The organism is Pedobacter sp. MR2016-19, from assembly GCF_014947265.1.
GTDB lineage: Bacteria > Bacteroidota > Bacteroidia > Sphingobacteriales > Sphingobacteriaceae > Pedobacter.
The window spans coordinates 426,690-439,017 of sequence record NZ_JADCNK010000001.1 but is presented as its reverse complement, the minus strand read 5'-3'; the positions used below and the strand labels follow the sequence as shown (position 1 = coordinate 439,017).

At 38.1% G+C, this 12,328-nt stretch carries 18 protein-coding genes; 12 read left to right on the top strand and 6 right to left on the bottom strand.

Translation table 11 applies throughout. The features are described from left to right. The first annotated feature begins 303 nt into the window (after nucleotides 1–303). Complete coding sequence (locus IM793_RS01890) at nucleotides 304–864, top strand: 5-formyltetrahydrofolate cyclo-ligase (protein ID WP_193419473.1); 561 nt, start codon at nucleotides 304–306, stop codon at nucleotides 862–864. A 10-nt stretch (nucleotides 865–874) separates the two neighbouring features. Beyond that, the gene (locus tag IM793_RS01885) at nucleotides 875–1,033 is read left to right on the top strand and encodes a hypothetical protein (RefSeq protein WP_157255332.1); all 159 of its coding nucleotides are present in this window, start codon (nucleotides 875–877) and stop codon (nucleotides 1,031–1,033) included. Between the two features lie 140 nt (nucleotides 1,034–1,173). On the opposite strand, the gene IM793_RS01880 is transcribed toward IM793_RS01885, so the two are convergent. From IM793_RS01880 to IM793_RS01870, 3 genes are all read right to left on the bottom strand, one after another. Next, the gene (locus IM793_RS01880; RefSeq protein WP_193419472.1) at nucleotides 1,174–2,145 is read right to left on the bottom strand and encodes a formimidoylglutamase; all 972 of its coding nucleotides are present in this window, start codon (nucleotides 2,143–2,145) and stop codon (nucleotides 1,174–1,176) included. After that, nucleotides 2,138–3,379 carry an imidazolonepropionase gene (gene hutI, locus IM793_RS01875; RefSeq protein ID WP_193419471.1) on the bottom strand — a complete coding sequence of 414 codons (1,242 nt, stop codon included), beginning with the start codon at nucleotides 3,377–3,379 and terminating at the stop codon, nucleotides 2,138–2,140. Before hutI ends, IM793_RS01880 begins: the two co-directional genes overlap by 8 nt. 84 nt (nucleotides 3,380–3,463) lie before the next feature. After that, entirely contained in the window at nucleotides 3,464–4,231 is a 768-nt protein-coding gene (locus IM793_RS01870) for an exodeoxyribonuclease III (protein WP_193419470.1), read from the bottom strand. A 170-nt stretch (nucleotides 4,232–4,401) separates the two neighbouring features. Between IM793_RS01870 and IM793_RS01865 the strand changes: the two genes are divergently transcribed. Both IM793_RS01865 and IM793_RS01860 read left to right on the top strand, forming a co-directional pair. Beyond that, a complete protein-coding gene (locus tag IM793_RS01865; protein WP_121285286.1) occupies nucleotides 4,402–4,632 on the top strand; it encodes a hypothetical protein in 231 nt (76 codons plus the stop codon). Then, nucleotides 4,623–4,913, top strand: a complete 291-nt coding sequence (locus tag IM793_RS01860; RefSeq protein ID WP_193419469.1) for a type II toxin-antitoxin system RelE/ParE family toxin — start codon at nucleotides 4,623–4,625, stop codon at nucleotides 4,911–4,913. Before IM793_RS01865 ends, IM793_RS01860 begins: the two co-directional genes overlap by 10 nt. 11 nt (nucleotides 4,914–4,924) lie before the next feature. Here the strand turns inward: IM793_RS01860 and IM793_RS01855 are convergent, their stop codons facing one another. Then, nucleotides 4,925–5,626 (bottom strand): peptidylprolyl isomerase, encoded by a 702-nt coding sequence (locus tag IM793_RS01855; protein ID WP_193419468.1) that lies wholly within the window; start codon nucleotides 5,624–5,626, stop codon nucleotides 4,925–4,927. A gap of 34 nt (nucleotides 5,627–5,660) precedes the next feature. Between IM793_RS01855 and IM793_RS01850 the strand changes: the two genes are divergently transcribed. From IM793_RS01850 to IM793_RS01815, 8 genes are all read left to right on the top strand, one after another. Further along, the gene (locus tag IM793_RS01850) at nucleotides 5,661–6,122 is read left to right on the top strand and encodes a hypothetical protein (RefSeq protein WP_193419467.1); all 462 of its coding nucleotides are present in this window, start codon (nucleotides 5,661–5,663) and stop codon (nucleotides 6,120–6,122) included. 114 nt (nucleotides 6,123–6,236) lie between these two features. Next, the gene (locus tag IM793_RS01845) at nucleotides 6,237–6,773 is read left to right on the top strand and encodes a heavy-metal-associated domain-containing protein (RefSeq protein WP_193419466.1); all 537 of its coding nucleotides are present in this window, start codon (nucleotides 6,237–6,239) and stop codon (nucleotides 6,771–6,773) included. 1 nt (nucleotide 6,774) lies between these two features. After that, a complete protein-coding gene (locus tag IM793_RS01840) occupies nucleotides 6,775–7,587 on the top strand; it encodes a hypothetical protein (RefSeq protein WP_193419465.1) in 813 nt (270 codons plus the stop codon). An 86-nt stretch (nucleotides 7,588–7,673) separates the two neighbouring features. Beyond that, on the top strand, nucleotides 7,674–8,177 hold the full coding sequence (locus tag IM793_RS01835) for a DUF3347 domain-containing protein (RefSeq protein WP_193419464.1): 504 nt from the start codon (nucleotides 7,674–7,676) through the stop codon (nucleotides 8,175–8,177). Further along, on the top strand, nucleotides 8,177–8,737 hold the full coding sequence (locus IM793_RS01830; RefSeq protein ID WP_193419463.1) for an AraC family transcriptional regulator: 561 nt from the start codon (nucleotides 8,177–8,179) through the stop codon (nucleotides 8,735–8,737). Before IM793_RS01835 ends, IM793_RS01830 begins: the two co-directional genes overlap by 1 nt. Nucleotides 8,738–8,906: 169 nt before the next feature. Beyond that, nucleotides 8,907–9,479, top strand: coding sequence for a YceI family protein (locus tag IM793_RS01825; protein ID WP_193419462.1), 573 nt, complete (start codon nucleotides 8,907–8,909; stop codon nucleotides 9,477–9,479). 98 nt (nucleotides 9,480–9,577) lie between these two features. After that, on the top strand, nucleotides 9,578–10,402 hold the full coding sequence (gene ygiD, locus IM793_RS01820) for a 4,5-DOPA dioxygenase extradiol (protein ID WP_193419461.1): 825 nt from the start codon (nucleotides 9,578–9,580) through the stop codon (nucleotides 10,400–10,402). A gap of 172 nt (nucleotides 10,403–10,574) precedes the next feature. Continuing rightward, on the top strand, nucleotides 10,575–11,294 hold the full coding sequence (locus IM793_RS01815) for a heavy-metal-associated domain-containing protein (RefSeq protein ID WP_193419460.1): 720 nt from the start codon (nucleotides 10,575–10,577) through the stop codon (nucleotides 11,292–11,294). A 1-nt stretch (nucleotide 11,295) separates the two neighbouring features. Here IM793_RS01815 and IM793_RS01810 read toward each other — a convergent pair whose 3' ends face one another. Together IM793_RS01810 and IM793_RS01805 are read right to left on the bottom strand one after the other, a co-directional pair. Next, nucleotides 11,296–11,772, bottom strand: coding sequence for a DUF6265 family protein (locus tag IM793_RS01810; protein ID WP_193419459.1), 477 nt, complete (start codon nucleotides 11,770–11,772; stop codon nucleotides 11,296–11,298). Then, entirely contained in the window at nucleotides 11,769–12,293 is a 525-nt protein-coding gene (locus IM793_RS01805; protein WP_193419458.1) for a YfiT family bacillithiol transferase, read from the bottom strand. Before IM793_RS01805 ends, IM793_RS01810 begins: the two co-directional genes overlap by 4 nt. Between the last annotated feature and the right edge of the window lie 35 nt (nucleotides 12,294–12,328).

Sequence of the window (12,328 nt, the reverse complement as noted above, 5' to 3'; positions counted from 1 at the left end):
TAAAAGCCTCTGAAATTAAATTTCAGAGGCTTTTTTTGTTCCTCAAATCTGTGAGATTCAAAACCCATAATGCTAAATAACCGTACCTCTTAGATGTAATAAAGTGACTTTGGTGGTCATTTTTTAGAAAAGCAGGGGCCGCGCGCTTGGGCCACGAAAGTCCCGCTCCGTTTGTAGTGCCGGCGTGAAGCCAGCAGCTACCACTGTAATCGGGTTTATTTAACCAAAGCCTTTAGGTCTTAGGTCACAAAACCTCGTGGATTTTCGAAACCTGCGAGGTTTGAAAAATATTATCTTTGTTTTATGCTTAAAGCCGAAATCAGAAAACAAGCGTTAAAAGACAGGTTGCGACTAAATGACTCCAACTATCATGCGTTAAACAAATCGCTTTTAAAACAGTTCAAAACACTCAATTTTAGCCAAATTAAAACCCTGCATATCTTTTTACCCATTACAGAAAAAAAAGAGCCGGATACTTTCTTATTGATCGAGTGGCTAAACGAAACCCATCCTGAAATTAAAATCATTGTGCCTAAGGCCGATTTTGAAACAGCACTGATGACCCACCACGAATACCTGAGCGAAAAAGACCTGAAAAAAAACCTTTACAACATTTTGGAGCCACAAAAAGCGAATCCGCACGAAGGAAAAATCGATATGGTAATTATTCCACTGTTAGCCTTTGATAAACAAGGTTACCGTGTTGGTTATGGCAAAGGTTTTTATGATCGTTTTCTCCAGGATATAAATGCTCAGAAAATAGGTTTATCTTTGCAACCTGCAATTGAGAAAATCGATGATGTAAATGAACACGACATCAAATTAGATTTTTGCATAACACCAATAGAAATTATAAAATTTTAAGCTTACCGGCATGCCACAGGAAATCGTTATCAAAACCGAAAAACAGTACGAAGACAACATGATTGCGGTATTCGAATTACAAGAAAAAGAAGAATTAACCGCCGAAGACCTGAAACAGATTGAATTGATGTTAAAGGCTGGTGAGAAATATGAAGCGGAGCATTTGTAAAGGGCCTACTCTCAAATCGTCACCCTGAACTTGTTTCAGGGTCTATTTATGAGGCATTTACCGCAAGAAAGATCCTGAAACAAGTTCAGGATGACGACTCGCGCAAATACTCCGTGTTTTTTCGTATCAGGTGCCTAAACCTAAGAGATATTTGCTTTCACAAAATCACTCACTAAATAAGCGATTAACTTAGATGTGAGCTTACTCACCCTCCCATCAAGCATACGCGTGGCGCCTTCGCATATATGCAGGTAAGAAAATTTCTTAGCATGGGTTAAAATCAGTTTTCGAATATCGTTAACGGCAAAACCAGAAGGCGTTTCGGCACTCGAAAGCACATTCTGGATACAATCTAAGTCAATTTCTAAACCCGTGGCAGGGCCTAATTCATCAAAAAAACCATTGACATCGGCACCCATTAAAATATCATCAAAAAATACAGCTTTTAATTTTGGATTGTTATCAATCTGGCTTAAAATAGCTTCATTGTTATAATTCTGATGCAAGCCATACATAAAATAATTATTCAGGTAATTTTCTTTTAAAGCATAAGAAAAGCCATTTCCACTGTGTCTGCCTTCTAACTCCCTTAAATCGGCATGCGCATCTACATTTAATACATCAACTGGGGCTTTACAGGCTAAAGAAGTACCTTTAATCATGCCATAAGCGTTGTTATGACCTCCACCAATTACAATAGGAATTTTGCCTGCAGCTACAATTTTTTCGATGACCGGATAAACCAGTTCATCGATTTCAGATACTTTATTTCTTAAAGCTTCAATAGAAGAATCTTCTGGTTCAGTAATTTCAAAATGTCCCAAAACCAAAATTTCTTCACCATTTAAAAAGCGGTTACTTTGGATATTCAAAAAAGCTGTTAAACTTGTGCGCCATGCCGATGCGGCTCCCGCAATACCAGCATTTGCCCTTATTCCTATATCTTCAGGGATACCCAGCAATACAAATCTAGAATTGTTTGCTGTTAATCCTTCTACCGAGATTACTTTATGTCGATAAGTATTAACCCTCTCGCCAAGCTTGGTTTCGCCATCACGATGAATAATCAAATGCTCAATGTCGCTTTGCGAATATATTTTAAGGTTATCCATGATAAATCTCACCATTTAAAATCACCGTATCAACCTGGCTTTCACCAAAACTGTACGGCAAATAGGCTATTGAGGGCATTGGTTTTGTTATGAATAAATTTGCTTTTTTTCCAATGGCAATGCTTCCATAATTTTCGCTGATCTCCATTGCTGCCGCACCGTTTAGAGTAGCTGCATTGATGGCCTGTTCCGGAAACATTTTCATTTTAATACAGCCCAGCGACACCACAAAATTCATATTTCCTGAAGGTGTTGATCCCGGATTGTAATCGGTAGCCAAAGCAATAGGCAAATCGGCTTTAATAAAGCTTTTAGCATCTGCAAATGGAATACCTAAGTAAAACGAACAAGAAGGTAATAATGTTACAACGGTATCGGCATTTCTTAACGTTTCGATGGTTTCCTCGTTACTTTCTTCCAAATGATCGACTGAAATGGCATTATTGTTAACCGCCACCTCAATAGCGCCCGAAACAGAAAGCTGATTGGCATGTATTTTAGGTTTTAAACCATATTTTGCTCCTGCTTTGAGTATCTGATCGGTTTCTTCTACAGAGAAAAAACCTTTTTCGCAGAAAACATCAATATAATCGGCCAGGTTTTCTTCTGCTATAAGAGGTAACATTTCATTAATAATCAAGTTGATATAACCTTGATGATCATTTTTAAATTCAGCCGGAAAGGCATGTGCAGCCAGAAAAGTTGCCTTGATAGGGGTTGGAAACTGATCTTTTAACCTGCGGATTACCCTAAGCATTTTGATTTCACTTTCAGTGGTTAAGCCATAACCGCTTTTTATCTCAACCGCACCTGTCCCTTGTAGAATCATCTGTTTTAACCTAATCGCAGCACTTTCAAACAATTCGTCTTCTGTTGCTTTTTGAAGCTTATTGGCCGAATTTAAAATCCCTCCACCTGCTACGGCAATTTCTTCGTAGGTTTTTCCCTGGATTTTCATCGCAAACTCTTCTTCCCGTGAGGCCGCAAAAACAATATGAGTATGACTGTCGCACCACGATGGGAAAACGTAGCGACCTTGTGCCGAGATATGAGAGGAAAGATTTGAGATATGAGAAGGGATTGAATCCATTTCACCAAAATCTTTGATCAGGCCATCTTCTATCAAAAGCCAGGCATTTTCGAGAACAGGTAAATGATCAAGCTCGCTGCCACGAAGCACTAATTTATTTTTAGGGTGAAGACCTATAAGGCCTTTTATATTGGTGATTAGCATTTGGTTCGTTTATTGAGTATGAGTAAAAGTATCGGGTAATCAGGATCTGAATTTGTAAATCCCTGATCCATTTTACATCTTACATTATTCCATTTCCAATAGAACCGGACAATGATCAGAATGTATGGCGTCGGGTAAAATCCTTACATTTTTCAAACGGCTTTCCATTGGTCTTGTTGCCAGGTGGTAATCGATACGCCAGCCCAGGTTCTTCCCTCGTGATCCGGCACGGTAACTCCACCAGGTGTAATGATGCGGGTCTTTATTGAAATGACGAAAAGTATCGATGAAACCGTTATTCAAAAATAATTGCATCCATTCTCTTTCCTCTGGCAAAAACCCTGAAGAATTAGCATTCGATTTTGGATTATGGATGTCAATAGCAGTGTGGCAGATGTTATAATCACCACTTACTATCAAATTTGGGATCTCTTTACGCAAGTCTCCGATATACCCATCAAAAAACTGCATAAATTCGTACTTTTTAACCTGCCTTTCATCGCCGCTTGATCCGGAGGGCATATATAAGCTCATTAAGGAGAAATTATCAAAATCAGCCCTTAAAATCCTTCCCTCTTTATCGATCCATTCTTCACCGCAGCCAAATTCTACATGTTTAGGTTTAATTTTACATAAAATGGCTACGCCGCTATATCCTTTTTTCTCTGCCGGGAACCAATAATGGTGATAACCCAACTGCTCAATCAGTCCAATAATTTCAGGGATTTGCGAAGGCAGCGCCTTTACTTCCTGCAAACAGACCATGTCGGCGTTTGTAGCTTGTAACCAGCCAAAAAAGTTTTTGGTACTTGCTGCCCTAATTCCGTTTACGTTATAGGAAATAATTTTCATCAGTTAAATTCAGTTTTCAATGGTGATGAAGCAATCATGATTTTTTATCACTGAGTGATAGTAAATCATGATAGTTTCATTCAGTAAATTTCAATTGTTGTGGGCGGTAAATTTAGAAATTAATTGAATAAATGCTTAGTAATTAAGATTTGCTTTCATTAAATTTGTTTATGAGCATCGAGGAGTTAAAAATAGAGATTGCAAAAAAAGTGTTCGAAACGGATGATGAAAATCTTTTATCAGAGTTGGACATGCTTTTAAACTACAATGAAAAGGTTGTGCTGGAAGAATTACCAAAGCACGTTCAAGAGGGAATTAAAAGAGGGCTACAACAAGCTAAAGAGGGCAAGCTAATTCCGTATGATGAAGTTAAAAGAAGACTTTCTGAAAAATGGCATTAACCGTTTCTTTTTCAGAAGAAGCATACGAAACACTGCTGGGAATTGGGATTTTCATTGAAGAAACCTGGGGATATTACCACGCTGAAAAATTTATCCAAACCGTTTATAAAAAAATTGATTTAATTGCCATCTTGCCCTTTATCTATGAGCCTATTGCACTAAATAGCCAGGTAAGAAAAGGTGTAATTTCTAAATATACTTCTTTCTACTATCACATTAACCAAGAAGACATAAGAATTTTATTCTTTTTTGACAACAGACAAGACCCCTTGATTACATAACCATCTTATCTTCAGGGGATCTGCAATAGTTGTTTCTCCAATTTTTTTGCAGCTCTTCTTTTTAAAACGGTAACTTCCATTTTAACATCCTGTTTTGGGCGGTTGTTTTTATCAGTTTCCAGAGCGGCAATTTTATCTACCATATCCAAGCCAACCACAATTTCGCCATAAACAGTATAATTGCGGTCTAAATGTGGGCTGCCCCCTATTGTTTTATAAACCTCACGCTGCCATTCAGGGATTTTAAATTTTAAACGTTTCTCTTCTACACTGTTTAACTGCTGATCGGTAAAAACCTTACCCTGTACCAGGTAAAACTGACTACCACTTGATGCTTTGGCCGGATTAACATCATCACCTTCCCTGGCAGCAGCCAGAACGCCTTTTTTGTGAAACAAGCTATCATTAAACTCTGCCGGAATGGTGTACTTCGGTCCTCCTTCACCCAACAATGAATCTGGTTTGGCATTTCTCGAATCCGGATCACCACCCTGGATCATAAAATCTTTAATCACCCTGTGAAACAAAACATCATTGTAGTAGCCCTGTTTAACCAGTTTTAAAAAATTATCACGGTGTAAAGGCGTTTGGTTATATAGCTTAATAATACATTCTCCAAATTCGGTTTTAATGCGTACATACTGATTTTTAGGCTTTGCAGCATAGGCAGTAAGGACTGAAAAAGCGCAAAGGAATAATAATATTTTCTTCATTTAACTTGTGTTTGAGGCTAAATTAAGCTAAAAAATGAAATTCATTAAAGAAATCGCAGCTTTATTCGATAATTTTTACTTTACCTTTGTATCAATGAAGTTAAAACAAAAAATAGCACTTTCTTTGGCCGTATTCTATGCAGTTAGTGTTATGGGTTTGGCTTTAAGCCTCCATTTCTGTGGTGGCAAACTAGAAAACGTTAAACTTTTTAGCAATGAGGCTTCGTGCAAATTCTGCAAGGATATTCCTGCTGAGAAGAAAGATGACGGTTGTTGCAAAAACACCCAGGTAACAGTTAAGGTAAAAGATAGTCATCATGCAGAGGCCGAGTTACAAATGCCTAAACTGTTTTCTATTCAGCTTTTCCTCCATCCTCCGGTTTTAGCATTTCTGAGCAGCATCAGTCCGAAGTTTTTTAGTAAAATTTCGAACAAAGCACCGCCATTATCCTCGCGGATTGCTTTGCATATTTTCAATTGCATTTTTAGGAATTAGGATTTTTCTACTTTTCCGTCATCCTGAACTTGTTTCAGGATCTGTTTTGCTATAAGACCCTGAAAGGAATCCAGGGAGACGACAGTTTAAAAATTATTCTAATTCTAAAAAATCATGAAAGCAATAAAAATATTCAGCATCATTATGCTATTTTTCGCCGTTAATGTTTCGGCACAACAAATATCTACAGCCGATTTACAGGTAACTGGTTTAACCTGTTCTATGTGCTCAAATGCAACACAAAAATCTTTAGAAACCCTCGGTTTTATCAGTAGCGTTAAACCTGATTTAAATAAAAATATATTCGTTTTAACTTTTAAAAAAGACGCCAATGTTAATCTTGATCTGGTCCGCAAAAAAGTTCAGGATGCAGGTTTTTCAGTAGGCGGCTTAACGGCTAACTTCAATTTTAATGATGTTAAGGTAGACGATAAAGGTCAGGCTGTTGTTAACGGCAATGTGTACCGTTTTGTAAATGTAAAAGGTAAAACGCTTAGTGGTACCGTTAAGGCCAGCGTAGTGGATAAAGATTTTATTTCGGGCTCAGCATTTAAAAAACAGGCCGCAACTGCTAATTCTGATGCTTATGCAAGCGGAACCGGTGTTGTAAATGGTAAAAAAACCCGTATTTACCATTTAGTTCTTTCGTAAGATGAGGCGGGTATTCGTATTGGCGCTGATGATGATCGGCGTTTATACCAGTGTTTCGGCACAAGAACTATATGTATTTACAGAGCCAGCAAGTAATATGCCTACCAAATCAATCGGTGTAAGGATTACTAATGAGGGCATGTTCAATTATCCGGGTTACGTAAGCCGGACGATCCCGGAGGTAATGATCGGTTTCAACAAAAATCTGATGATGCATGCACAGGCTTTTCTCTCGGATATGGATGGAAAATACCGTTTAGAAGGAGGAAGTTTATACGCCAAGTACCGGTTTTTATCCTTGGATGAGGCACATAGCCATTTCAGGGCATCTGCTTTTGGAAGGGTAAGCACCAGCAGGCGCCCAACATACACAAGAGACATTAATCTTGAGGGTGACAATAGTGGCGTACAAGGTGGATTGATCTTCACACAGCTGCTGCACAAACTGGCATTATCATCAACCTTGGGTTATGCACATGCTTTTGAAAACAGCAACAGTCAGATTGCGGGAATGCCGCAGCCAAAGAACATGTTATCTTACAGTTTATCGTCGGGTTATTTGGTTTTACCAGTAGTTTATAAGGATTACAAACAGCCCAATTTTAATGTATATTTAGAATTGCTGGGTAAAACCGATCCGGGCAACGGTCAGTCTTATTTAGATATCGCTCCTGCTGTACAAATGATTTTGAACAGCACAACCCGCATCGATTTTGGCTACCGCTTTCAGGCAGCCGGAAATATGGATAACCGATACACCAAAAACATGTACCTGCTTCGGGCAGAATTTAACTTCTTTAACGTTTTAAAATAAAAAAATAACGAAGCGATCATGGTTTTCATATTAAACTGAACATGAAACCATGATCGCCTCATCAGCATTAGAAACACTATAAAAAGATGAAAAAAATATTAGGATTAGTTGCCATCATGACGATCGCAACAACAGCTTTTACTTATGCACAAAGTAAAACAGATGTAGCCTTAAATCAGGTATTAACGGCATATTACGATGTAAAAAATGCATTAGCAACCGATAAAAAAGACTTAGCCATTGAAAAAGTGAAAGTTTTATCGGCAAAGGTAAATGCCGTTAATCATAAAGATTTACCAGCCGATCAACATAAAATATTTATGGAACAAGCGGCCATTATTAAAAATAAAGCCGCGCTACTTGCAGGTTCAAACGACATCAAAACACAGAGAAAAGCTTTTGAAGGGATTTCTTACGCAATGATCAAAACGTTGAAAGGCCTGAAATTTAACAGTCAAACCGTTTATATTCAATACTGCCCAATGGCGAAGGCGAGCTGGTTAAATGAAAAAGAAAACATCGAAAATCCATATTATGGAAGCATGATGTTTGATTGTGGCGACGTTTCTGAAACCATAAAATCGAACTAATGAACCTGCATATCAAAAATATGGTATGCAACCGTTGCAAAATGGTGGTTAAGGCCGAGCTGGAAAAGCTTGGCTTTAAACCGCTATTGGTTGAGCTTGGCGAAGTTACCCTTGCCGAAAATATTACAGCAGAGGATAAAATCAAAATTGCGGAGCAACTGACCCATTTTGACTTCGAACTCTTGGAGGATAAAAAAAACCAAGTTGCAGAACAGATTAAAACAGCCATTATTAACCTGGTACATTATACCAAAGAATCGTTAAAGATCAATCTTTCTGCCTACCTCAGCGAGCAGTTAAATCAGGAATACACGAGCTTAAGCAGCATTTTTTCTGAGATCGAAAACCAGACGATTGAGAAATATTTTATTGCTCAAAAAATAGAAAAAGCAAAAGAAATGCTCACTTATGGCGAACTTACCCTGAGTGAAATTGCCTACCAACTAAATTACAGCAGTGTAGCTCACCTATCGGCACAATTCAAAAAAGTAACCGAAATTACGCCTTCAGTTTATAAATCAGCATCAAAAGATAGCAGGAAAACGCTGGATAAGGTCTGAGCATGTAAAATGGAAGAGGTAAGATGGAGGATGGTTGATGGCCTATCGTCTATGGACCATGAACCAAAAAACCATTAACCAATTAACCTCTCTAAACAATTTCTTATCATACGTCAAGACTGATCGGCTGATAATCAGCTAATTTTGCACCTAAATAAAATCACTAAATATGAAAAAATTATTCTTATTTCTGATCGCTACCTCAATTAGTGTGGCATCATTTGCACAAACCAGCTGGAAGATAGATCCAATGCACTCATTTGTAAACTTTTCGGTTAAACACATGGGCATTTCTTTTGTTGATGGTTCATTCAAAAAATTCGATGGAACGGTTTCTGCATCTAAACCAGATTTAACTGATGCTAAAATCGCCTTTACCGTTGATGTAAACAGCATTACTACAGGTGTTGAAATGAGAGATGGTCACTTAAAAACAGATGATTTCTTTAATGCCGAGAAATTTCCAACGATGAAATTCGAAAGCATTTCTTTCAAAAAATTAAGTGGAAACAACTATGAGTTAAGTGGTAAATTAACCATCCGCGATGTAACTAAAGATGTAAAATTTGCGGTTGTTTATGGTGGTACAGCTAAAGATCAACAAGGCAATACTAAAGCAGGTTTCGGCGCTACTACAACCATTAACCGTTTAGATTATAATATCAAATATGATCCAACTGGTGCAGGTGTTGCAAAAGATGTTGCGATCAAATTAAATCTGGAATTTGTTCAGGGAAAGTAAAACATTGGATCGTCATTCCGGGCTTGTCCCGGAATCTTTCATTTTAAATAGGTCCTGAAACAAGTTCAGGATGACGGTTCATTATTAATTAAAATGGCATGCCTGCACTATCCCAATTCAAAAATTTTACTCAACGCTTGCCTCAAACGGATTTAATGCCAACGCTTTTTATTGGCCATGGCTCTCCTATGAACGGGATTGAAAATAATGAGTTTAGTGAGAGTTGGGTAGATTTGGCCAAACATATCCCTGTTCCAAAAGCAGTTTTGGTGGTATCGGCACATTGGTACACCCACGGTACTTTTGTAACTGCAATGGATTTCCCAAGTACCATCCACGATTTTGGTGGTTTCCCTCAGGCACTTTTCGATGTTCAATATCCTGCTCCTGGCGATCCGAAACTTGCTGCAGAAATCCCTGGTCTAATACACTCAACTCCTGTTGGTTTAGACCACGATTGGGGCCTGGATCATGGCACCTGGACAGTAGTAAGGCACATGTATCCAAATGCAGATATTCCTGTTTTGCAACTGAGTATTGATTATACCAAATCGCCTGAACAACATTATGAAATTGCCAAAGAAATTTATGCACTCCGCAAAAAAGGGATATTGGTTATAGGTAGTGGAAATATGGTGCACAATCTACGTATGTTAAGCTGGGAAATGATTAATGGCGGCGGTTACGATTGGGCGATAGAAATGAACGATAAATTCAAAAATTTAATTGCCAACGGTGACCATCAACCTTTAATCAACTATCGCAACTTAGGTACCGATGCGATGCTGGCTATCCCTACTCCAGAACATTATTTGCCACTTATTTATACCCTAGGAATGAAAAACGATAAGGAAGAGGTTTCGTTTTTTAATGATAAAGCAGTGGGCGGTTCGTTAACGATGACTTCGGTTTTGGTGGGGTAATAACTGTTATGCTGAGGCACAAAGCATCTTTAAACGATGAAAACTTTCTCTACAGTAAAAGATTCTTCACTGCGTTCAGAATGACAACTACCTAAAATTCTATAAAACTTTATGATTATTCTGTAACACATATCGCACATTGAAGCGGTAAATTTGTATAAAGAATTTAATCATGACACACACCTATCAACTCACTGGCATGACCTGTGGCGGTTGCGAAAATAAAGTTAAAAATAATCTGCTTATTTTACAAGATGTAACCTCGGTTGAGGTTTCTAAAGATGCCAATACTGCTACCATTAGCATGGGTAAACATATCGGTTTAGATACCTTACAACAAGCTCTGGGTGGTAATGACAGCAAATATCAGATTTCTGCTGCGCATCATAATGAAACGCTTGAAGAAACAAAATCCTGGGCCGAAACCTACAAACCCATTCTGTTAATCTTTGGGTATGTAACCGCAATATCGTTAGTGGTTTCGTGGCAGGCCAATGCCATCAATTATATGGTGTTTATGCGCATTTTTATGGCAGGTTTCTTCCTTACCTTTTCTTTCTTTAAAATGCTCAACTTAAAAGCATTTGCCGAAAGTTATGCCATGTACGATATCGTGGCTAAAAAATTCAGCGCTTGGGGTTATATCTATGCCTTTATCGAATTAGGCTTAGGCTTATCCTTTGCATTAAACCTATCGCCTGTTATCGTGAATTGGGTCACCCTGATTGTAATGATCATCAGTATTTTTGGGGTTTTAGAAAGCGTTTTAAACAAAAAGAAAATTCAATGCGCTTGCTTGGGCGCGGTGTTTAACCTACCCATGAGTACCGTAACCATTGTTGAAGATGCGATTATGATTGCCATGAGCGCAGCCATGTTAATTTTGATGTAAGCTATTGCCGCTTATATCTAAATTCCGATTTTCGGCTTTTTCCATTAAGCTCGCCTTCAATCCAGGCGAGCATTTCATTTTTCCCCTGGTTTTGGTAAACTATTCTTTGCGGAAAATCGTGTGCCGCATTTTCGAAAATATAGATCTGATCTTTTGTGGAAATAAGCTTAAAACAGACTTCTTTCCCTTCATTCTGATTAGCAACCGTTGAACAATAGAAAACATTTTTTCCTATTTTTCTGATCTGTAATGTTTCAGTAAGTATACTATCCCCTTTTGCATTAACGCGATAACTCTTGCCTTTCAGTATTTTATCGGCACCCTGACTCCATTGTTCCACAATTTTACCTTTGGGCGTTTGCATTTCCCATGAGCCTAACACAAAAGAAAAGGTTTTGGATGGATCTCTTTGCGCTTTAACATTGCTGTAAAAACCAACAAAAAATAAAATCAAGGAGTATAAATAGATTCTTTTCATTTTGTTATAGTATTGGTAATGTGTGCCAGGTGATGCTTTCCGTGCCAGGCATACATGCCCAGCATATTGGCCAAAGTGAGTTCTTTATTGTGGGCCGGGTGAATGTATTTCCTTTGGTAATCTTCTACTTTCAATGTTTTTAAAAAAGCAACCCAACGCTGATGTAAGCCTGTTAACAACGCAATCGACAATTTGATCTCACCATTTTTGGCTTCTTCTGTTTCTGCCCAGCGTTCTTCATAATATGGCCTGATTACCGGAATGTCTTCAGTAATGGCCTGCTTAAAACGGATATAAGCGTTGATATGACTATCCGGAACATGATGAACAACCTGCCGCAATGTCCAACCCCCAGGACGATAGGTTTGGTTCAGTTCTTCATCGGTTAAATTTTCTGTAGCTTTTTTTATTTGGCCTGGCAATGCCTCTATTTCAGAAATCCAGAGATCAATCTGTTTTTGATCAAAAATATCAGGCATAGTAAATTGACCGATTGGGTATTTAAGTTGTTCTAAATCCATGGAACCAAAATAAGGAGAATTATTGAGTTTTTAAC

Coding starts and splice junctions, on each gene's coding strand:
- IM793_RS01855 (WP_193419468.1), bottom strand. CDS start 5,626: ATGAAGAAAATATTATTATTCCTTTGCGCTTTTTCAGTCCTTACTGCC.
- IM793_RS01870 (WP_193419470.1), bottom strand. CDS start 4,231: ATGAAAATTATTTCCTATAACGTAAACGGAATTAGGGCAGCAAGTACC.
- IM793_RS01865 (WP_121285286.1), top strand. CDS start 4,402: ATGAGCATCGAGGAGTTAAAAATAGAGATTGCAAAAAAAGTGTTCGAA.
- IM793_RS01845 (WP_193419466.1), top strand. CDS start 6,237: ATGAAAGCAATAAAAATATTCAGCATCATTATGCTATTTTTCGCCGTT.
- IM793_RS01830 (WP_193419463.1), top strand. CDS start 8,177: ATGAACCTGCATATCAAAAATATGGTATGCAACCGTTGCAAAATGGTG.
- hutI (WP_193419471.1), bottom strand. CDS start 3,379: ATGCTAATCACCAATATAAAAGGCCTTATAGGTCTTCACCCTAAAAAT.
- IM793_RS01835 (WP_193419464.1), top strand. CDS start 7,674: ATGAAAAAAATATTAGGATTAGTTGCCATCATGACGATCGCAACAACA.
- IM793_RS01815 (WP_193419460.1), top strand. CDS start 10,575: ATGACACACACCTATCAACTCACTGGCATGACCTGTGGCGGTTGCGAA.
- IM793_RS01880 (WP_193419472.1), bottom strand. CDS start 2,145: ATGGATAACCTTAAAATATATTCGCAAAGCGACATTGAGCATTTGATT.
- IM793_RS01810 (WP_193419459.1), bottom strand. CDS start 11,772: ATGAAAAGAATCTATTTATACTCCTTGATTTTATTTTTTGTTGGTTTT.
- IM793_RS01850 (WP_193419467.1), top strand. CDS start 5,661: ATGAAATTCATTAAAGAAATCGCAGCTTTATTCGATAATTTTTACTTT.
- ygiD (WP_193419461.1), top strand. CDS start 9,578: ATGCCTGCACTATCCCAATTCAAAAATTTTACTCAACGCTTGCCTCAA.
- IM793_RS01840 (WP_193419465.1), top strand. CDS start 6,775: ATGAGGCGGGTATTCGTATTGGCGCTGATGATGATCGGCGTTTATACC.
- IM793_RS01805 (WP_193419458.1), bottom strand. CDS start 12,293: ATGGATTTAGAACAACTTAAATACCCAATCGGTCAATTTACTATGCCT.
- IM793_RS01825 (WP_193419462.1), top strand. CDS start 8,907: ATGAAAAAATTATTCTTATTTCTGATCGCTACCTCAATTAGTGTGGCA.
- IM793_RS01860 (WP_193419469.1), top strand. CDS start 4,623: ATGGCATTAACCGTTTCTTTTTCAGAAGAAGCATACGAAACACTGCTG.
- IM793_RS01885 (WP_157255332.1), top strand. CDS start 875: ATGCCACAGGAAATCGTTATCAAAACCGAAAAACAGTACGAAGACAAC.
- IM793_RS01890 (WP_193419473.1), top strand. CDS start 304: ATGCTTAAAGCCGAAATCAGAAAACAAGCGTTAAAAGACAGGTTGCGA.